The 20,666-nt window shown below is 51.3% G+C and carries 16 protein-coding genes; 10 read left to right on the forward strand and 6 right to left on the reverse strand.

Annotation, left to right across the window (positions count from 1 at the left end):
* Positions 1-60 precede the first annotated feature (60 nt).
* Genes B5F07_RS07835 through B5F07_RS07845 form a run of 3 tightly spaced genes read left to right on the forward strand, consistent with a single transcriptional unit; the run spans position 61 to position 2,176 of the window.
* Complete coding sequence (locus B5F07_RS07835; protein ID WP_087160724.1) at positions 61-420, forward strand: molecular chaperone Hsp90; 360 nt, start codon at positions 61-63, stop codon at positions 418-420.
* Entirely contained in the window at positions 417-1,421 is a 1,005-nt protein-coding gene (locus tag B5F07_RS07840; RefSeq protein ID WP_087160725.1) for a cache domain-containing protein, read from the forward strand. Before B5F07_RS07835 ends, B5F07_RS07840 begins: the two co-directional genes overlap by 4 nt.
* Positions 1,364-2,176, forward strand: coding sequence for a GGDEF domain-containing protein (locus B5F07_RS07845; RefSeq protein WP_087160726.1), 813 nt, complete (start codon positions 1,364-1,366; stop codon positions 2,174-2,176). The genes B5F07_RS07840 and B5F07_RS07845 overlap by 58 nt, the downstream gene beginning before the upstream one ends.
* A gap of 80 nt (positions 2,177-2,256) precedes the next feature.
* Here B5F07_RS07845 and B5F07_RS07850 read toward each other — a convergent pair whose 3' ends face one another.
* Together B5F07_RS07850 and B5F07_RS07855 are read right to left on the reverse strand one after the other, a co-directional pair.
* Positions 2,257-4,194: a glycoside hydrolase family 2 TIM barrel-domain containing protein gene (locus tag B5F07_RS07850; RefSeq protein ID WP_087160727.1), complete on the reverse strand. Its 1,938-nt coding sequence runs from the start codon at positions 4,192-4,194 to the stop codon at positions 2,257-2,259.
* Positions 4,176-4,751 (reverse strand): sugar-binding domain-containing protein, encoded by a 576-nt coding sequence (locus B5F07_RS07855; protein WP_087160787.1) that lies wholly within the window; start codon positions 4,749-4,751, stop codon positions 4,176-4,178. The genes B5F07_RS07850 and B5F07_RS07855 overlap by 19 nt, the downstream gene beginning before the upstream one ends.
* A 226-nt stretch (positions 4,752-4,977) precedes the next feature.
* On the opposite strand from B5F07_RS07855, the gene B5F07_RS07860 reads away from it, so the two are divergent.
* Positions 4,978-6,183: an AraC family transcriptional regulator gene (locus tag B5F07_RS07860; protein ID WP_162613072.1), complete on the forward strand. Its 1,206-nt coding sequence runs from the start codon at positions 4,978-4,980 to the stop codon at positions 6,181-6,183.
* A gap of 10 nt (positions 6,184-6,193) precedes the next feature.
* On the opposite strand, the gene B5F07_RS07865 is transcribed toward B5F07_RS07860, so the two are convergent.
* A complete protein-coding gene (locus B5F07_RS07865) occupies positions 6,194-6,754 on the reverse strand; it encodes a TetR/AcrR family transcriptional regulator (RefSeq protein WP_087160729.1) in 561 nt (186 codons plus the stop codon).
* Between the two features lie 130 nt (positions 6,755-6,884).
* Between B5F07_RS07865 and B5F07_RS07870 the strand changes: the two genes are divergently transcribed.
* Complete coding sequence (locus B5F07_RS07870) at positions 6,885-8,249, forward strand: MATE family efflux transporter (RefSeq protein WP_087160730.1); 1,365 nt, start codon at positions 6,885-6,887, stop codon at positions 8,247-8,249.
* Here B5F07_RS07870 and B5F07_RS07875 read toward each other — a convergent pair.
* Complete coding sequence (locus B5F07_RS07875; protein ID WP_162613073.1) at positions 8,173-9,351, reverse strand: helix-turn-helix domain-containing protein; 1,179 nt, start codon at positions 9,349-9,351, stop codon at positions 8,173-8,175. The genes B5F07_RS07870 and B5F07_RS07875 overlap by 77 nt on opposite strands.
* Before the next feature lie 181 nt (positions 9,352-9,532).
* Between B5F07_RS07875 and B5F07_RS07880 the strand changes: the two genes are divergently transcribed.
* The 4 genes from B5F07_RS07880 to B5F07_RS07895 all read left to right on the forward strand — a co-directional run bounded on the left by B5F07_RS07880 (position 9,533) and on the right by B5F07_RS07895 (position 16,888).
* On the forward strand, positions 9,533-11,002 hold the full coding sequence (locus B5F07_RS07880; RefSeq protein ID WP_087160732.1) for an MFS transporter: 1,470 nt from the start codon (positions 9,533-9,535) through the stop codon (positions 11,000-11,002).
* Between the two features lie 165 nt (positions 11,003-11,167).
* On the forward strand, positions 11,168-13,345 hold the full coding sequence (locus B5F07_RS07885) for an alpha-L-rhamnosidase (protein ID WP_087160733.1): 2,178 nt from the start codon (positions 11,168-11,170) through the stop codon (positions 13,343-13,345).
* Positions 13,346-13,405: 60 nt separating this feature from the next.
* The gene (locus tag B5F07_RS07890) at positions 13,406-15,523 is read left to right on the forward strand and encodes a hypothetical protein (protein WP_087160734.1); all 2,118 of its coding nucleotides are present in this window, start codon (positions 13,406-13,408) and stop codon (positions 15,521-15,523) included.
* A 93-nt stretch (positions 15,524-15,616) separates the two neighbouring features.
* Complete coding sequence (locus B5F07_RS07895) at positions 15,617-16,888, forward strand: helix-turn-helix transcriptional regulator (RefSeq protein ID WP_087160735.1); 1,272 nt, start codon at positions 15,617-15,619, stop codon at positions 16,886-16,888.
* Here the strand turns inward: B5F07_RS07895 and B5F07_RS07900 are convergent.
* Complete coding sequence (locus B5F07_RS07900) at positions 16,885-17,628, reverse strand: hypothetical protein (protein WP_087160736.1); 744 nt, start codon at positions 17,626-17,628, stop codon at positions 16,885-16,887. The genes B5F07_RS07895 and B5F07_RS07900 overlap by 4 nt on opposite strands.
* A complete protein-coding gene (locus B5F07_RS07905; RefSeq protein WP_087160737.1) occupies positions 17,625-18,809 on the reverse strand; it encodes an AAA family ATPase in 1,185 nt (394 codons plus the stop codon). Before B5F07_RS07905 ends, B5F07_RS07900 begins: the two co-directional genes overlap by 4 nt.
* Before the next feature lie 266 nt (positions 18,810-19,075).
* Between B5F07_RS07905 and B5F07_RS07910 the strand changes: the two genes are divergently transcribed.
* Positions 19,076-20,623 carry an ABC transporter substrate-binding protein gene (locus B5F07_RS07910; protein WP_087160738.1) on the forward strand — a complete coding sequence of 516 codons (1,548 nt, stop codon included), beginning with the start codon at positions 19,076-19,078 and terminating at the stop codon, positions 20,621-20,623.
* Positions 20,624-20,666: the final 43 nt, after the last annotated feature.

The following is a 20,666-nucleotide window of genomic DNA, read 5'->3' on the forward strand; positions in this document are numbered from 1 at the left end:
ATTCCGGTCTGTATGTGGTAGAATAGTATCAGATTTTAACGTGAAAGAAGGAGGAGCATTATGACACAGGAAACACGGAACTATATCATCGGAAAATCACATGAGCTTATGGAAGCAGTTACATGTAGCAAAGAGGCAAAAGCGGCGGCAGAGAGCTGGCTTGCGGCAGCGGGAACGGAGAGAGAAGCGGAAGAGACAGAAAAATACATTGCCGAACTTGAGGAAGATATCGTTACCGTAGACGCGCTGATCGCTCTTGCGGAGTCGGAGACGGGAGCAAAGATATTTGGTGACGGTGCAAAAGGCGTGGCGGACCATGGAAGGGAGATCAAAGCCGCCGGCGCGAAATACTGCGACTGCCCGGCATGCGCAGCGGTGGAAGCGATACTTGCAAAAAAAGATGAGATGCTGCATTCATGAAAAAGAGGATGAGCCGGAAAATACTATTGGCTGTAGTCCTGGTCCTTGCTCTGCTGATCGCAGCCGCTTCGTTTGTGATCACGGGATGGATTAACAGGGAAGAGGAGGAGCGGAGTTATGAACTGCTCAGCGAGGAAACGGAGAGGCTGGCCGGGGAGATCCGTACAGAGATCCGCGGTGATACAGAGAATCTCAGGATGCTTGCCGCAGTCATTGCCGCCGAGGACACAGACCTGACTTCACCGGAAGTCAGGTCCCTTCTCGGCGCATACAGCACCCTGGGAATGATATCCCGGGTTGAGCTGCTCCTTCCGGATGATACTGTTGTTACAAAGTCAGGACAGAGCGATGCCTCGGGCGTACTTTCGTTTTCGGAGGAAGCGGCAAAAGGGGTACATGTCAGCCGGAGGGAGACGGATCCGGACAATGGGGGAAAATATATTCTGCGTAGTTATGTCCCGGTGGAAAAAGACGGAGAGACAGTGGCAATGCTCTATGGAGTGATTGAACCGGGGACTCTTCCCGGGGAAATGGCGGCGGAGCCGTATGGAGGGGAAGCGGCGGTCTATATTATAGAAGGACAGACAGGCGACTTCCTTGTGGATACGTGGCACAATGAGGCGGGAGGAAACATATGGGCGCTGGGAGAGCGGAAAATGGCTCCCGGGTATAACCATGAACAGTTGAAAGCGGGGATGACGGAAGGAAAGACCGGCTATGTCGTGTTTGTATCTGATACGACAGGGGAATACCTTTATTTTTACTATGAGCCGGTGGGAATCAATGACTGGCAGCTTGCCCTGTCGGTGCCGGAGAAAGTGGTCTTTGAAAATGCGGAAAGGATCCGTCTGGGAATGAATCTGTACCTTGTTTTCGAGACGGTGTGTTTTGTGATCGGTGTTCTGTGGATTTTCCGCTACATGAGAATGAAGAAAATGTTTCAATGGCTCTGGAGAGAGTTGCACGTATCACTACGGCGAAATCAGTATCCCTGTGGATAAACTGCGAATCCGGGCTGTCCCGGTTCTTTTCCTGGCAGAGCGACGGCAGTACGGAACCGTGGAATAAGGAAACAATGACAGAACTGCGGAACTTTTTCCGATCGGGCAGTGACTTCTTCGAGAAGAATGGCATGACTGCGATCCCGGTCAGGGAGACGGACGGCAGGGTGTGCGGAGTACTGGCGGCTCAGGACGCCGCCGATCATTTCCGGCTGGCGCTGCTGAAAAGCATGGGTTACAGTTTCAGCATGTTCAGCCATAATCTCCGTCAGTACGCGCTTATGAAAAAGCAGGGAGAGATGGATCTGCTGTGCGGGCTGTATAACCGGAACCGTTATGAAATGGACCGGGAAAGAATACAGGAAATATATACGGAATCTATAGCCTGCATCTATCTGGATGTGAATGGTCTGCATGAGCTGAATAACAGCCGCGGGCATGAGGCGGGCGATCTTATGCTCAAGAGTGTCGCGGAAAAGATCGCAGGGTATTTTGACAGAACCCATGCATACCGGATCGGCGGAGATGAATTTGTGGTATTTGTGCCGGATACGGAAGAGAGCGTGGTGCAGGAGAACGGGAGACGGTTCGTGGAGGAACTGGAACAGGAGAATATTTCAATATCCATGGGGATTCAGCGGGATCACGGAGATGTCTCTGCGGATAAGCTGACGAAATCTGCGGAGCAGAAGATGTATGCGGCGAAACGGGAGTACTACGGGCAGGAGGCACATGACCGGAGGAGTAGAAAATAGATTTCAGACAGGGACAGAAAACAGGGGCTGGCGCAATCGGTGATTTCCTGATCATCGATGCGGCAGCCCCGTTTGTTACATCAGTTGTTCTGACTCAGCGATATACTGCACTGTGCTCCGGCAAGGCCGTCTGCGGTAACCTTCAGCACTGCGCTGCACTTCTCATAGCCTGCGCGGATGACTGCCGTTGCTCTTCCGTGATAAGATACGCATTTCCCGGAGGTGTAATTATCTTCTGTGATCGGATTGGATGAGCCGAATCCTGCCAGGATGGCATCTGCAGATTCCAGTTCTGCCGTGAGATTTACCTGTGCGTCCGGTACGACGTTCCCGTCTGCATCCAGTATTTCCACTGCCACATAGGAGGTGCTTTTCCCGTCCGGGGTGAGTTTCGTGCGCTCCGGGAGGAGACGGACTGACGCCGGAGCCCCGGTTGTCTTAAGCTCGATGCTCTTTCCACCGCTTACGGCTCTGAGAACTCCCGTTTCATAGGGAACTTCAAAAATGGCAGTATAGCGGTTCTCTTTTCCGGCGGGGGCAGTCCCCAGAGACTTCCCGTTCAGGAAGAGCTCCACTTCTTCTGCAGAATAGACAAATACTTTCACAGGTTTTCCCTCGTACCCGCTATAATTCCAGGAGGCATTCACCTGGTTCCATCCCCAGTTGCTGACCACTTCTGTTTCCCCGAAGTTTTCCGGGTGCTGGGTGAACAGTCCGATTGCGGGGCTGCCCCACACGATCCGGCGGTATACGCCCTGTGGCAGCAGTTCCCCGTTGATGGTAAAGTCCGCGTCGTTGGCAAGGCGCCACGGATAGTCGGAGGAGTGGGAGGAGAGCATGAAAGCTCCCTGTTTTGCATCTTCGGTTTCCGGAGAAAAGAACGCGCTTTTTCCGATTCCCGCTTCGCCGATGTAATCGAAGGCCGTCCAGGTGCAGTCACCGATCACATAGGGGAGCTTTTCCGTGAGATCCCATACTTTATCGATCTGGTTCGGATAGCTCTCCGTACCCAGGATGACCCGCTCCGGATAGCGCTCTCCCGCATATTCATAGTGGGCATCCAGATAGTTGTATCCCACCACATCCAGACAGTTGGCAAAGGCTTCGGTGCGGTCCTCCCAGTCGTTGCTGCCCTTGCTCAGATCCAGATTCTGGACATTTCCCTGTGCAGCCTGCATCATTTTCCGGAACATCTCATTGCTGCTTTTGTCATCCAGTCCGGACCACATGGAGCAGAGCCCGTTTGTGATAAGGCGGGTGGAGTCAAGGCTTCTCACGTATGCGGCCAGCTCCATGGCCAGGGCATAACCGTCCCCCATACCGCCCCGTTCTTCCACTTCATTTCCTGTGGACCAGAGCAGGACAGACGGGTGATTGCGGTCGCGGAAGACGAATGCCTTCATATCATCCTGCCAGTGGTCTGCAAAGAACTGGTTATAGTCGCCGGGCTGTTTGGCAAATCCCCAGGCGTCGAATGCCTCGTCGATGACATAGAGACCCAGGCGGTCGCAGGCGTCAAGGAGTACGGCTGACGGCGGATTGTGTGCCAGACGGACCGCGTTGTAACCGCTTTCTTTTAAGAGTTTCAGTTTCCGGTATTCACTGTCGTAGAGAGAGACTGCGCCCAGAAGGCCGTTGTCGTGATGGATGCAGCCGCCCTTGAGCTTCACGGTCTTTCCGTTTACCTGCAGCCCGTGGACCGCGTCCGCTGTGACTGTGCGGATTCCGAAAACTGTCTCTGCGGTGTCGGAGATGGTCCCGTCCGCTTTGGAGGAGTCCAGGTAAACACTGAATACGCCCATGTCTTTTACTGTGGCTTTTATGTGGTACAGGTTTGTGTGTTCCGCGTCCCAGAGAAGAGGATTCTTTACAGTAAAGGGAACCCGTGCCGTGGCAGTCTGTCCGGCTTTGACAAAGAGAGCCGTTTCCCGGCAGCTCCGGTCCGGGCCGGCAAGCTCCACACTGACTTTCACCTGATGATCCTTTCCGAGTGTGTTTTTTACGGTGACTTCCACCATAACCTGCGCTTCATCCGCGCAGGAGCCGGATTCATCGATGGAGGGATCTGTTTCGTCCAGGCAAAAATGCCGTCCACGTCGATATGGATAGGGCTCACATGGGCGAGAGTTACGTCACGGTAGATTCCGGCGCCGGTATACCAGCGGGAGTTGGGCTGCATGCTCGGGTTGACCAGCACGGAGATACGGTTTTCCTCACCGTAGTAGACGTAGTCCGTAATGTCTGCGGTGAACGGGGTGTATCCGTAGTGGTGGACTTTTACCAGGCTTCCGTTTACGGAGACGGACGCATTCATCATGACGCCGTCAAAGTGAAGATAGATTTTCTGACCTTCCCATTCCGCCGGGATAAGCATCTTTTTTGTATATGTGGCAGCTCCTTCCGTGTAATAGCCCATGGCAGGTCCGGCGGGTGCGTCCGGGTGTACGTCAGATTCGATCATGTAGTCGTGGGGAAGGTTCACTTTCTTTCCCAGAATGTCTGCATCGTTTCCGGGAAAGACGCGGACCTGTCCCTTTTTGAAAAACCAGTCTCTGTTGAGATTTTCCCATTTCATAGTTATTTGCCTCCGTTTTGTATTTCTGTTTCGTATTTCTGTTCCGGATTCCGGATCAGTGCATTCGGAAATGCGTTACTACTATCATAGAAAATTTCAGGGGGTATGGCAACGACGGTTTGATATCAGATCAGAAAAAAGATGGACGGTTTGCACTCGGATTCCCTTGATGAGCCTTTGGAAAATGTGGTATGCTGTATTGACAGATGATCAGGAGGTGCGGAATATGGCGGGATGGAAACTGAAACTTCACAGGGATATTCTGAACAGGCGGGATGTTTTCTATCCGTCTCTGAAGGAACGGACGGAAGCTTACGAATCTTTCTACCTGCGCGGAAAACATGGAGAAAAAGCGGAGAGCGGGACGCTGATCCGGGAAAATGAAGCGGCATTTAAGGACGTGCCGCAGGTATCCGCGCTGACCTGGGAGACGTTTCAGGCGCAGGATGACCGCAAGGCGGAGGAACCTTTTTCCACCCTCCTGGCAATTTACGGAAAGGATGGAAATGAGTATACGTTCAGCCGCAGGGGAATGCGCCATATGGAGCGGGAATTCCCGTGGCAGGGGCATTACCACACCCATGACTACATTGAGATCCTCTATGTGATCCACGGAAGTTTTGAACAGATCCTTCTCGGGGAACGGCAGAAATTCACGGAGGGGGAGATCGTCATCACGGACCGGAATCTGGAGCATGCAGATTATCTTGCCGGGGAGGAGGATACGGCGGTGCTGTTCCTGCTCCTGCAGAGCGGATATCTGGACCGCCTGCTTGCATCCTATGATCCCAACGACGACCTGCAGCATTTTCTCTTTCACGCTCTGAAAAGGCAGAGAAAGGAGCAGAGCTATCTCCATCTTATGCCATCCGACATAACAGAGGGGCAGAAGATATGTACAGATGCAGAAGCTGACTGCCCGGGGCAGATCCGTCTGGACCGGGTGATGGAACTTCTGGTCTGCGAGGACTGGAATCCGGCGGAGGGCACCTCGGATATCATAAAGGGCGCCCTGATCCGTCTGCTCTCAATCCTCTGCCAGAGCTATACCATGAAGCTTCACAGCTCTGACCGGGAGAGCAGGGAGAAGCTTTTCCTCTATGAACTGGAGCGGTACATCAGGCTGTCGAGAGGGCAGGCAGATGCAGCCATGCTGGAAAAGGTCTTTCATTACCACCGCAATTATTTTAACCGGATCCTCCAGAAATACCGGGGAATGTCCTTCCGGGAATATACCAGGAAGATCCGTCTGGATTATGCTGCTGCGCTGCTTTCGTCAACCGGCCTTCCGGTCCGGGAAGCTGCCGCCCGTGCCGGTTGGAATAACAGCAGCCACTTTTATCATCTCTTTGAGGCACGGTTCGGCATGTCGCCTGCCGATTACCGGAAGATGGGAGAACGGGGCGGGCAGAGTTCCGGACCGGATGTCTGACGCGGGAAATTTACGGCAGCATATCGAGCAGGAGCTCTGCAATCCGCTGCGGCGTCTCCCTGCATCCGTGGTACAGCCAGCGCTGCAGAAGGGCGCGGAATCCGGCACGGTAGAACCAGAAGATGTATTTCAGCGTCTCATCGTCGGTGCCGCCATCCTGTTCCAGCAGGCGGGTATGGCAGATGTCCCGGACGGATTTCCACAGTGCGGAGAGTCCGCTGTTTACCGATTCTTCTGTAGTGTGATTCAGATATATTCTGAAAAATTTCTGGTGTGTCCGCATGTACTCGAGCAGCCGGACCAGGTTGTTTTCCGTCAGGGGAAAGGTGCCGGGGGCGTTCTCGTCGTTGAGGAGCCCGCCGATATCTTCCATATATTTGATTCCGGTTTTCCGGATCAGATCCGGGATGTCGAGATAGTGGTCATAAAAGGTGGAGCGGTTAATGCCGACCGCCTTGCAGAGTTGGGAGACTGTGACTTTCTCCGGCGTCTGATCCTGACAGAGCGTCAGGAACGCTTCTTCAAGTTTTCGCTCGGTTTCCTGAAAACGCTGGTTATTCTTTTTGTTCATGAAGAATCCCTTTCTTTTATTAATACAACACTTGTTGTGAAAATGATGGTTGAAGGTGCCGTATATCAGAATTATAATATATTCAGATTAAAACAACAAGTGATGGAATAAAGAAAGGGGAAATCGATCAATGAAGGCAGAAAAAACAGAAGAACTGTTTGCAAAAGGCAATGTCTGGATGGCTATCGCCAAGATGGGAATCCCGGCGGTCGCCACAATGCTGGTGGTTCTGCTCTACAATATGGCGGACCAGTTCTTTGTGGCGCAGACAGGAGATTCCCTGCAGATTGCGGCAATCTCACTGTCCTCGCCGCTTTACTCTCTTGCGATGGCAGCGGGAACTCTGGTGGGAGGCGGCGGGATGGCGGCCGTATCCAACGCACTGGGCGGGAAGAACACGAAGCTGGTGAAAGCCTTAAGTTCCGCGGCGCTGATTCTGGTGCTGGCGGCAGGCGTAGTGTTCACCGGTGCGGTTCTGATCTTCCCCGATCAGATTCTGGGAATGCTGGGCGTGGATGAATCGACCTGGCAGTACACGAAAGACTACATTACGATTCTTGCGCTGGGGATGGTGTTCATCCTTTTCTCCAATGCGTTTGCCAATATTATCCGCGCGGAGGGGGCTGCGAAGGAATCCATGATCGGAAACGGCATCGGGACACTTGCCAATATCATCCTTGACCCGATTTTTATCCTGGCTTTCGGAATGGGTGTGAAAGGAGCAGCCATTGCCACGGTAATCGGCAATATGCTTGCCAGTGTCTATTACGTGGTGTACATTTACCGCTCCCGTTCCGAGCTTTCCCTGAATCCGAAATATGCGTTTGAGGTGCCGGTGGCTTTCTGGAGAGTGGCTGTACTTGGCGTGCCGAATGCGGTCAGCACACTGCTGAACAGTCTGACGGGAACGATTTCAAACCATATTCTCATGGGGTACGGAGCATCTGCGGTCGTTGCCATGAGCGTGGGCGGCAAAGCCTCCATGATCGTCTCCATGGTTGTCATGGGAATCTGCATGGGAGTGCAGCCCATCATTGCATATAACTACGGCGCGGGAAATGTGGCGCGGACGAAGGAGGTGCTGACGAAGATAACGGTTGTTTCCGTGGTGGCAGGAGCTCTTCTGACGGTTGTATGCTGGTGGCAGCGCCCGGCGATCGCGGGGCTTTTCCTCTCCGATCCTGCGCTCCTTGACCAGAGCGTGCAGATCATGAGCATTTCTCTGATCACTACGGCTTTCCTGGGATTTTACTATGTGGGGCTGAATTTTCAGCAGGCAGCCGGAAACGCAGGCCGGGCGGTTGTGCTCTCGGTACTCCGTCAGGGAATCCTCTATGTTCCGGCAATCTACCTGATGAACTGGAGCTTCGGTCTGGAAGGCGTGTACTGGGTATCCGTGATCTGTGATACCGTCTCCATCATACTGGCTGTGGGACTTTTGCTGTACCAGATGAGGCCCGGTACTCTTCCGGAGTCATCCCGGTGTACTTCTTAAACACTTTTCCGAAATAACTCTGGGAGGAGAAGGCGAGAAACTCGCTGATCTCCACCAGAGAGAGGTCGCTTACAGTGAGCAGCTGTCGGGCGGCCTTGATTTTTTCACTCTGGACATAATGAATGATTGTCATCCCTGTCTCCTTTTTGAAAAATGTACAAAGATAGGAACAGTTCATATTGAGTTTCTCCGCGAAAAAATGCGGAGAGAGCTTTTCGTCCAGGTGGTTGTAAATATAGTCGTGAATATATTTTACCACCGGTGAGCCGGAAGGCAGATCCCGAAGCTTTGCCACCTCCTGCGTGAAATCGGTGAGCATCCGGAAAAATACATCGCTGATATCCGATGAAGTGTCCGAATTCATGATCTGGTCAATATACCCGTACATCATTCCTGTCGCTGTGTCGGCGTTTACTCCGGCTTCAATGGTCTCGTGGGTGAAGCGGACCAGGGCGCCGAGAATATACTTCCGGTGTGCGGAAGGTATGGCTGCGGGCTGATAGGATGAGCTGGAAAAATATTTGGCAATAATCTCTTTTAGGTCCCGTGTGTTCCCGAAGCGCAGGCTGGACATAAGCAGATGTTCCAGATTTACCGCCTCCTCCGGAGGTGTATTGACGGACGGATAGGCTTTGATCGGATACGGAATTTCCCAACGAAAACTGACCGCTGTGATTTCCTCCGGATCCGGGATGCGGATAAGACGGCAGAAAAGCCGGATGCCGGAGAGAATACTGCTGACCTGTCTTCCCCCTGTGTAGTTCAGGTACTCCTGGATCTGAGTCCCGGAGGCAGCCGGCCTTCCCAGACGGCTGCAGATCTGTCTTGCCTGGCGCATGGAGCACGGGAATCTTAAGACAGGACCGAGAAAGAGAACTTCATCCGTACCCGGGATACAGACTCCGCCGAAATAGAGAAACTCCGGGGTAAATCCGTAAAAGGCGGGCGGGAGAGGCTTTTCAATTCCGGCGAACAGGATCAGGGGAAGATTGAAATCCTGGGTGGGGTGGGATGCTTTTTCCAACAGGTCGGTGCCGGAAAAGAGACAGACCGGTATGTTGACAGCTTCAAAAAATGTCCGGATCAGTTCTTTTTCTACCATAGTGTCCTCCATTTATAGTATTTTCCATTTCATAGTATTTTTTGTCATATAAAAATATCTTTAGCAAATATATTAACATAAAACAAAATATTTTTATATAAGAAATGAGAATTATGAGCTATTATTTCTAAAAAATAAAAGAGAACGTGCATAAAAGCACAGGAAAGAGGAGGACTTATTCATGAAGAAACAAAGGAAACCAGGCTGGATGATTCCTGCCGGAGAAAAAGTCGCAATGTTCTGCGGATCCGGTTCTTACCAGTTCATGAATACATTCGTACAGTCGTTTCTGTCGGTGTATATCCTGATGGTGGGAATCAGCCCGGCAGTAGCGGCAGGCGTACTGCTTGTCCTGAAGGCATGGGACGCAGTGACAGACGTTCTTGTGGGATATTTTATTGATAAATGGAAGATCAGAAAAGGGAAAAATCCATTTACAAAATGGCTGTTTTCCGGAAGATATATGCCGTGGTTCCGTATATTATTCCTGGCAATGCCTATCGGTACGATCGTTCTGTTTACCATTAGCACATCCCTTCCGATGTGGCTGAGAATCGTACAGTATTTTGTGGGCTACCTGCTGTTTGACTTTGGTATGTCAGCGATGAGCGCGTATAATCTGCTTCCGCTCTCCACCACGAACAACTATGACGAGAGAAGCTTCATCCTTTCCTGGAACGGACTGGGGCAGGGCATCGGCTCCCTTCCGGTCATCCTTCTCGGAACAGCCATGATCGCCGGATCCGTGGGATACGGCGGAGCTGCCACGATCTTCTGTATCGCCGGCATTATCCTGGGACTGATCCCGGCTGTCTTCGTAAAGGAGAGAAATGCGGGAGAATTTATGGAGAGCGAGGAGAAAAAGAAGTATACGGTCAAAGAGATGCTTCAGACACTTAAGAATATTCCGGAGTACCTGTTTTTCCTGATCGGCGTGCTGATATCAGGTATCTTCTATACGAGCGGATACGGAATGTTTGTCTCCTATTACATTTTCGATGACGCAATGCTCAGCATCGTGCTGACTCTGTGCAGCGTGCTGCCGACCATCGTGCTTGTACCGTTCCTTCCGGTGATTTTCAAGCATGTGGACAAGATCGTCGTGGCAAGAGTGGTATGTTTTGTCTTTGCAATATGCGGAATCCTGATCTGTGTACTGGGTGCGGATTTCCTGAAAGCAAACCTTCCGTTCCTGTACCTGCTTTCCGGACTTCAGGGTATGTGCTATTCCTTACATATGTTTGCATGTTCCCAGCTTACCGTGGATATCGTGGAGATGGCGAAGTACCGCACAGGCACAGACGCAGGCGGAATCATTTCCGCAGCATACAGCTTTGTCACCAAACTGGTCAGCTCCCTTGTGACAAGCGTAACCCTTCTGATCCTCGGATTTTACGGATTCGTATCTGTGGAAGCTGCATCCTTTGAGGAACTTGCAGAGCTGAACGCCCAGGGAATCGGACTGCAGACAGACCGGGCACTGGAAGGACTTTGGAATGTCTCCTACCTGTTCCCGCTGATCGGATTTGCACTGGCAGGAATTCTCTACTTCTTCGTGAAAGTGCGCAGAAAAGATGTCAAGGTCTACATGCAGGTCAACAGCGGTGAGATTTCAAGGGAAGAGGGAGAGAAGCTGCTGGCACAGAAATAGCGGCTAACAGAAGCCTGAAAAAATAAGCGAAAAATTTCTTCCTATGACGAAAAATTCTCTCGGATGATCAGCGGAAATTTTCTATAATACATACAGCAGTAAAATTATCACGCTGGCAGTATTGCAGAGAATGAAACTGTACAGCAGTAAGAGGAGGAATTAGGCATGGATTTTCAGGCTAAGTGGATCCGGGCGTCGGAGGAAACCGGCGATGTCTGCCCGGTGTACAGAAAAGAGTTTCAGACAGAAGGAAATAAGATCAGCAGGGCAGAGCTTTATATTACCGCTCTCGGTGTATATAAAGCCTGCCTGAACGGAAAAAGGATCGGCGGATACGTCCTGGCTCCGGGCTGGACTTCCTACGACAGCCGTCTGCAGTATCAGGTTTATGATGTGACGGAACTCCTTAAGGCAGAGGACGGACAGGATGAGAAAAATGTCCTGGAAGTCACAGTGGGAAAAGGCTGGTATGCCTCCCCCATGCCGGGATGGATGGAATCTGAGGACAAGCTGCGCAGGAAGACACGCCGGACAGGTGTATTCGCCGAACTGCATCTGCGGGAGAAAAATGGAAATGAGACTGTGATCGCCACGGATGATTCCTGGGAATGGGCGGAAAGCCCGGTGCGCTTCAGCGAGATTTACGACGGGGAGACTTTCGATGCGTCCTTTGAGCCATCTGCGTGGAAGACATCGGAAGTGTTTGAAGGTCCTGTGGAACTTCTGATCCCTCAGGAAGGCGAGGAGATCCGGGAGATGGAACGGGTGGAGGCAGCGTCTGTGTTTACCACCCCGGCGGGAGAGACCGTTGTGGATTTCGGGCAGGAAGTGACAGGATATGTGGAATTTACAGTCAATGCAAAAGCCGGTGACAAAGTCCATTTCCTGCACGGCGAGGTCCTGGACAAAAACGGAAACTTCTACAACGCCAACTACCGCAGCGCCAAAGCGGAAGTGTGCTATACATGCAGGGACGGGAAACAGACCTGGCATCCACAGCTGACATTTTTCGGGTTCCGCTACATTAAGCTCCTGGATTTCCCTGGAGTGCCTGTGCCGGAGGATTTCACGGCGGTAGTTGTGTATTCTGATATCCGCAGGACCGGACGCCTGGAGTGCGGCGTGCCCGAGCTGAACCAGCTCTTCTCCAACATTTTCTGGGGACAGAAAGGAAACTTCCTGGATGTTCCCACGGACTGCCCGCAGAGAGATGAGCGGCTCGGATGGACCGGAGACGCCCAGGTGTTCGTCAAGACGGCAAGCTATAACTATGATGTGGAGAAATTCTTCCGCAAATGGCTGCGCGACATGAAGGCGGACCAGAGTGCGGACGGTTCCATCGGCCAGGTAATCCCGGATTATCTTCCGGAGGGAGAGCCCAGTGCTGCATGGGGAGACGCGGCGGTGATCTGTCCGTGGCAGATCTATCTGACCTACGGAAATAAAGAAGTTCTGGAAGAACAGTTCGACAGTATGAAAAAGTGGGTGGACTATATTACGGGGGCCACGAAGGATGAATACCTCTGGACCGGCGGCACCCATTTCGGAGACTGGCTGGGACTGGACGCTCCCTCGGGAAGTTATAAGGGATCCAGCCGGGAGGACTTTATCGCATCTGCATTTTACGCATACTCCACGGAACTGGTGGTAAAGGCAGGCCATGTGCTGGGGAAACCGGTGGAGGAGTACGAGAAGCTTTATGAAAAAATCGTGGAGACATTCCGGAAGACTTATCCGGTCTACAAGACCCAGACCGAGCATATTCTTGCCGTGCAGTTTAAGCTTGCATGGAATCTGCAGGAGACAGCGGATGCTCTGGCGGATATGATCCGCAGGGACGGCATGCAGATGCGCACCGGATTCGTGGGGACGCCGTACCTGCTCCATGTGCTCAGCGATTACGGACACGCGGATGTGGCTTATTCCCTTCTGCTGCGCCGGGAATACCCGTCCTGGCTGTACTCCGTGGGGAAAGGCGCAACCACGATCTGGGAGCACTGGGACGGCATTATGGAAAACGGTGATTTCTGGAGCGATGATATGAACTCCTATAATCACTATTCCTACGGCTCGGTGGCAGACTGGGTATATGAGTCGGCTGCGGGGATCCGGCTTCAGGAGGATGCGCCGGGATTTGAGCGTGTAGTAATCGAGCCCAATCCGGACAGCCGTATGGGATGGCTTGATGCCGAGATCATGACGCGGCACGGCAGAGTGCGTTCCGCGTGGAAATATACAGGAGAACAGATCCGCTACGAGATCACCGTAGATATGCCTGCGCATATTTCGATCGGTGATACGCAGAAGGATGTGGAGCCGGGAACTTATACATTCTGGGATTAACTGCTGTCAGGCTCCGCCGGCAGCAGGAAAAGATGATAATAATGAAAAAGGAGAAAGAAAATGGAAAAAGAGATTTATCATGCAAAAACTGCGCCGGAATATCAGGAGCCTTTCATCGATATCGATGAAGAGCGGGAAAGAATACTGCCCGACAGCAGCAAAGTCGGATACCGCTACATGCACGGCGGATTTAAGAATACGGGAGTAAAATTCAGCTACTGTTTCCCGAAAAAGGAAAACTACACGGGGAGGTTCTTCCATTACCTCTCGCCCTTCCCGGGACCGGACGAGGAACTGGCGTCCCTGGAAAAGACAGGCGTCAATGACAGAATCGCGTTTGCTCTTGTAAACGGCGCTTACTATGTGGAGAGCAACATGGGTTCCACATCCATGTTCGGAGCAAAGGAGAATCCCCGGGAAGTCTGGCAGTCTAGTGCGGCAGTGGCAGAATACTCCCGTGTAAAGGCGATGGAGATCTATGGATGCAGCCGCCCTTACGGTTACGTCCACGGAGGAAGCGGCGGCGGATACAAGACCATGGCGTGTATCGAGAACACGGACGCCTGGGATGGAGCCGTACCTTTTGTCATCGGTTCTCCGGTATCCCTTCCTAATACGATCATGATGCACGCACAGGGACAGCGCTGCCTGCGCAGAGTGTTTAAACAGATCGTGGACGCGGTTGACGCAGGCGGAAGCGGCGATATGTACGCGGGACTTACAGAGGACGAGGCATTCATGTTAAGAGAGATCACCAATATGGGATTCCCGCCGAGGACGTGGTATCTGGAGGCGGCAGGGAAGATCGACGACGGCTCTCTTCCGGTGCTCGCGCCTCTGGTGGAGGCTCAGGATCCGGAGTATTTTACGGATTTCTGGACCGTTCCGGGATATCTGGGCGCAGATCCGAAGAGCAGCGCTGTGAAGGACCGGCTGCAGTTCCACGGGATTGTGAAGAGCGTGCATGTGCCGGGAGCGCCCGTGGATGCTGACAGCACGATGGAAGATGCGGCTTTGGAGTCCGGAGCGGAGGTTGGAGAAGCCTCTTCTCATGTGGACGGGCGCAACGGCGTTGACGATGCCTGGAAGAAAATGCTGGCAGACGGGAACGGCGCCTGGATCGAACTGGAGGAAGTGCCCCAGGGGGATGACCTGTACCTGAAAGGAGTCAATATCTGCTTTGAGAGCGGAGAGGCAAAAGGGATGAAGCTTATCCTGGACCAGATCAGAGGAAATTATCTTACCATCGGCATGTGCTACGGGATGGAGGATCTGCCGGGGGTACTCTCGAAGGTGAAGCCGGGGGATCAGGTGTTCCTCGACAACTCCAATTACATTGCCATTCAGTCCTATTACCGCCATCAGGTGCCGGCGGATTTAAGCTTCCATGCCTGGGATCAGTTCCGGGATGAGAACGGGAAACCGACGCTTCCCCAGAGAAAACAGGTTCTCGGATATGATATGTCGGGTACCGGTACGGTGCAGGATGGGAACATTCAGGGAAAAGTGATCATTCTTCAGGCACTTATGGACGAATCTACTTGCCCCTGGTGCGGGGACTGGTATTATAATAAGATCAGGGAGACGAAGGGAACAGACAGCGAGGCACGTCTCTATTACATGGACCGCTGCCTGCACGGAGACGATTCGGCTCTGGAAAACAATATGACGGTGGACTATACCGGAGCGTTAAGCCAGGCGCTTCTGGACATGTCCGACTGGGTAGAGCGGGGAATCGAGCCGCTTCCATCCACAGTATATCACAGAGAAGGCGGCCAGATTATCCCGGCGCCGTCTGCAGGAGAGCGCAAAGGCATTCAGCCGGTGATCACATTCCTGGCGAACGGGACGGAATGTGCCCGTGTGAAACCGGGAGAGACCGTACATTTTACAGTCCGGGTGGAAGTACCTCAGGGAGCGGGAGCGGTCACAAAGGTTCTGTATGACACGGAAGAAGTCTCTGTATTTCCGGCAGAGGGAGTGTTCCGGAATGAAGCCGCGTTCCGGTCTTATGAGAAGGACGGGCTGCAGTGTGCAGAAGCAGAGTTTACGGCGGTATATGAGAAGCCGGGTACATATATGGCTTCTGTTCAGGTACGGGCAAACCGGAAAGGCGATGCGTCGGATATCTATACGCAGGTGAAGAATCTTGCCAGGGCAAGGGTGATTGTCGGATAGGACGCCTGTTACCCGGGAAGCCAGGCGAAGCCGGTGCGGATTTGCGGGCGGTGCGGATTGCCCGGAAGAAAAAGAAAACGGAGGGTGAAAGATATGGAGAACACGATAGAGGAACGTCTTGCCACACTTGCCAACTATCTCTATATCGGAGGTGAGATCAGCCTCTGGGGATTCGGGGAAGACGGAGAACTGTATTACAGCACCTGCCCGTATGAGAAGGATATGCTCCTGTTCTTTAAGGACAGGGGCTGTCTTGCTTATGCACTTGGAAGGAAAGAAGCGGATACAGTCCCCTTTATCATGAGTGATAAAATGGGGCTGCTCTGGGTGGGCGAGTTTGCAGACCTCAGCGGGTCGAAAATGAGGATGCTGGTTGTTCTTGGCCCGTTTTTCGACCGGGCAATGTCGGTGGAAGAGATCGATAAGGGGCTGCGGAAAGTGGACGCGCCGCTTCCAACGAGAGGCAGATTCCGCGATATCTTTCAGAAACTGCCCGTTCTGCCTGCGGGGATTATGAACCAGTATATCCGGATGCTGCACTATGGGATCACAGACGAGACCATCGAGCCGGGGAAATTTGTCTTTCAGTCGCTGGATCCGGCCGGAAATCCGCAGGAGGACAGCGAAGAGAACCGGGAGCGCCTGGAGCATCATTTTACCGAGTATGAGCGGGCGCTGGGCAGGGAAGGAATCATCGCCCAGTGCATCCGCGAGGGCAACCTGAATTACCGGGAGATCGTGGATGAGGAAAACAAGTGGGCGCTTCCCCTTGACCTGGACCTGGGCGACCCGGTCCGGGAGGCGAAAGATACGGTGCTTCTCTTCAGCGATCTGTGCTGCAGGTCTGCGATTGAAGGAAAACTTCCGGTAAAGACGGCGAAAGAGATTCAGCGGAAATATATCCGACGGATAGAGAGATGCTCGACAATATCAGAACTGATGAAGACCAACCGGGATCTGCTGGAAGAGTATGTCACCTCCGTCTATGAGTTTATCAGCAGAGATAATACGGTGTCGGTGCCGATCCGGACCTGTTGCGACTATATCCGGTCCCATTTTATGGAGGAGCTGGACCTGAAGACCATTGCGAAAAATATCGGTTATACGGAGTATTATCTGAGCAGAAAGTTCCAGAAGGAGATGGGGATGAAGATCTGGGACTACATCAAGTCCGTGCGTCTGGAATATGCCAAGGTGTGGCTTGTCACAACGGAGAAGAGCATCCAGGAGATCAGCGAGAAGATGCAGTTCGGGACGAGAAATTATTTCAGCCGGGTATTCCGGGATAAAGAAGGGATGACGCCACAGGAGTATCGGGAGAGGGCGAGGAGCATCGGGAGGACAGAAGGGGCAGGAAAAGATTAAACTGCCCCTGATTCTGTTAGTGTCAAAATGGATTCCTCGAAATCACGTGCGCTCTGGCAGAGTTTGGTTACTTTAGACCAGTTCTCACAGACGGTAGGTACAAACTGCTCAAATATGCGTACACGCTTCTTTTGACCGGGAATCCGAATATTGTGATAACACTTTCTGTGTGCAATGATATGTTCCCATGGTGCCTCAATCATTTCAACGCCATCGGTCTGGTCGTAAGCAGCAACGATCCAGGCTTCAGTACTGTCGCATGGGATAACAATACAGGTATCAGATGTATCTTTGAGCCATGTGGCAAGAAGTCCTTTGAGATGGGACATATATCCTGCAACAGAAATATTGTGCCCGGGGCAAGGGAGAACGATGGGACAGGCAGCGCGTCCTTCAGGAGTGAGATCACACTCTAAAGGATTCCAGTCCCCTTTATGAATACATTCCGTAGCTTTGCACCAGCAATGAGAGGATTTTTCTTTACGGGATACATCCCCATCCATTTGAATAACCAGAAAATCCAGGGCGGGTTGGATGTCTTGCATTAATTCCCTGCGAATTGGCGCGTTGTCATGACACCATTTCCAGACACCTTTCCACCCGTTTCCATATTTCCCGCTAAGGTCGTTTTCAGGTTGAAGCAGGACATATTTGTTCTCTTCCCCAGTGATCTGGTCAATGACACCTTTCAAAATAATATAATCGGTGGGACCTTCGCAGACAATTCCTATGTGCTTCATATCAGAGTCGGAACACCTCCCAACCGGCCATTAATCCAAAGACGGGACAGTGGCTGACCTTCCATGATCAGTTCCTGAGAAACTTTGATTCGCTGGATCTGGGCATAACCATTCGCATCACGGTCTACTGCGAATAAGCGGATATCATCGTTGCTCAGATTAAGTCCATCCAAAACCAGCGGATTATGTGTGGTCAGAAAAACATGTTTGCCCTGCTGCAGGATCTGCTCACAGAAGACTTCCATCATCTTTTTAGCCAAACGAGGATTCAAGGCATGATCAAAGCTGTCTACTGCAAAAATGGAAGGCCCCTTCGGGTGCATGGCCAGTGCAAGCATAAACAGAACATAGAGAGCGCCTTCACTGGCATCGTATCCGGTGAATTGAGCGGTATCTTTCATGTAGCGGTCTGTGAACTCGATAATATCACGAGTGGTTGGAACATTGGCGTTGATGTTACTTTTCTTTGGGGCAGCAACTGTAATTTCAGCAGCCCAGTCAATCATATCGAGAATGTCATCCATATAGAGATTACCGAAAAAAACTTCACTATCTTCAGAGTGGATCAATGTCCTGATAGCTTCCGCAAGACGGCCGCCATTGAGTCCGATCGGTGTTGTCTGGGTCGTATCAGGAGCAGTGCCGCGTAAAGTGATGGTGTTCGGCTGAAAAATACCATATGCCGAAAAATCTTCCGCAATTTTTCGGCTGGCTTTCAAGTCAATCGCATCATCAATAAGAAAAAAGCCAATGTAGTTGTTGCTCTGTTGGGAAGAGGCATTGCTGCGTCCCCACAGCTTTTTGTTGTTCTGGAAAAACGCTTCAGAATGATATTTCCAATATTCTGTATCTGTGGGGGGAGTTAAGTGAACGTCATACTGGTACACATCCGGACTGCTGTTATCGTCCCATTCCAAAGAAAGGTCAACGGTAGGCTTTAGGCGGCCGATGCTCTTGAAATTTGATTTATAGAGGGCAGGTACACTGAGACGAACTCCTTTGCGTTGGAGACTGGCGGCATCAACACGATCTGTCATGGCCGCACTCAACAAACCGATGCCTTCCAGAATAGTGGATTTTCCGGAACCGTTCGCTCCGATAAATACATTGACTTTTCCCGGTTCAAAAGATGTTTTATAAAGACATTTAAAGTTTCCAAAACTGATTTTTCTCAGATTCATATGATTACGTCACCTCTTTTCTAATATAGTATAGCATGTTTTTGAAATTAAATACAATATAATTAGAAAAAGGGGCAATATCTAATCTGCTGAATAAATTGATTTGTACGGAGTCCTTTTATACTTTGATTCTGGGAAACGTGCGTAAAAGAAAAAAGTTTAGATTTATGAATTTTATGTTTTAATCTGGTATGTCCATTTCAGGATAAAAAGTGTTTAATATAGTTAACACAAAAATAAATCTGAAATCAAAGGAGGAAAGTTTAATGAAAAAACGATTGGTTGCAGCGCTGTGCAGTGCGGTTATGGTGTTTTCCCTTGCGGCATGCGGCAATTCGGGAGGTTCACAGAACGGCGGAGAGGACGGCCAGAACAGTGACGGGAACTCGGATGATGAAATTGTCGAGATATTCTGGCAGTTTCCTACGACGGGAGAGTTCAGTGAAGCGTTTTACCGGATGGAAGATGCACTCAATGAGATGATGGAAAAGGATATCGGAGTACATGTGACTTTTGTTGCGACAACGCTGACAGATTCCCAGCAGGATGCCACGCTTGCAGTTTCTACAGGGGAACAGCTTGATATCTGTCTGACAGCATTTACAGCCCTGGGCAATCTGGTAGAAAACGGCATGATTCTTGAGCTGGACGACTTGCTTGAGGAGTACGGACCGGACATTATCTCTCACGCTGAAAATAAGGTGGAGGGATGCTATTATGACGGAAAGCTGTATGCGGTGCCGACATGTGCAGACCAGGTATGGAATACCTATGGCTATATCATGAAGAAACAGTATGCAGACAAGTATGGTTTTGAGCAGGATGACAACAGGCTGTATACCCTGGATGAAATTGAAGATATGTTTGAGATCGTCAAGGAAGGAGAGGGAGAGAACTTCTATATGATGGCTCCCTGGAATAATACATATGAGCCTTTAAACTACAGCCTTCAGGAATATGATCCGGTGACGGGAAGCTTTTCCGCAGGCGTACTGATGCTGAACCGGAGCTTCGATGATCTGACGCTGTACAATTTCTTTGAGACAGAAGAATACAAAGCATTCTGTGAGCGGATGTATGACTGGGCTCAGAAAGGGTATATAGCTCAGGATGCCGCAATCGATACAGAGTATGCAACCCGATCGGCACAGGTCAATTATCTGGGGAACTTTGGGTATGGAATGCCAAGCAGTGACATGCTGACGGACAATGCTTCCTGGAATCAGGATGCAGTGCTGTTCCGGACTGTTGCTCCGTTCTATAAGCTGAATGGAGGATGCACCGTGAACTGGAATATCCCCATTACTTCGGCTCATCCGGAAAAAGCAATAGAGGCTATTAATTATACATTCAAAAATGTAAAGGCGGCTACCCTGCTCCAGTATGGTTTTGAAGGGGAAGAGTATGAAGTAGTGGAAGATAACGGAGAACATCAGGTGATCAAATACCTGTCTGATAATCCTGCAGATCTGCCCTATATGAATGCCTATGGTATCTGGGGAGACAGGTTTGAACTTCCGAGTATATATCCCAGCCCGATTGACTGGGGAGAAAGAATGCTTGCGTATGAGGCACAGATTCCCGAGGGACGGAAATCTCCTGCCCTGGGGTACAGTTTTAAAGCAGAAAGTGTATCCTCTGAAGTCGCTGCAGTGGAAACCGTGATGGAACAGTACTGCTACAGTTTCAATGCCGGGGCGCTGGATCCGGACAAAGCACTGCCGGAGTTCATCGATGCGCTGAAAGCTGCGGGAATCGATAAGGTAATCGCAGAAAACCAGAGACAGCTGGACGAGTGGGCGGCAAATAAATAATAAAGAAAAAGAGAATGGACTGCCGCAGTGGTCTGACCCGGCC

It is taken from the genome of Lachnoclostridium sp. An169 (assembly GCF_002160525.1).
Classification (GTDB): Bacteria; Bacillota; Clostridia; order Lachnospirales; family Lachnospiraceae; genus Mediterraneibacter; species Mediterraneibacter cottocaccae.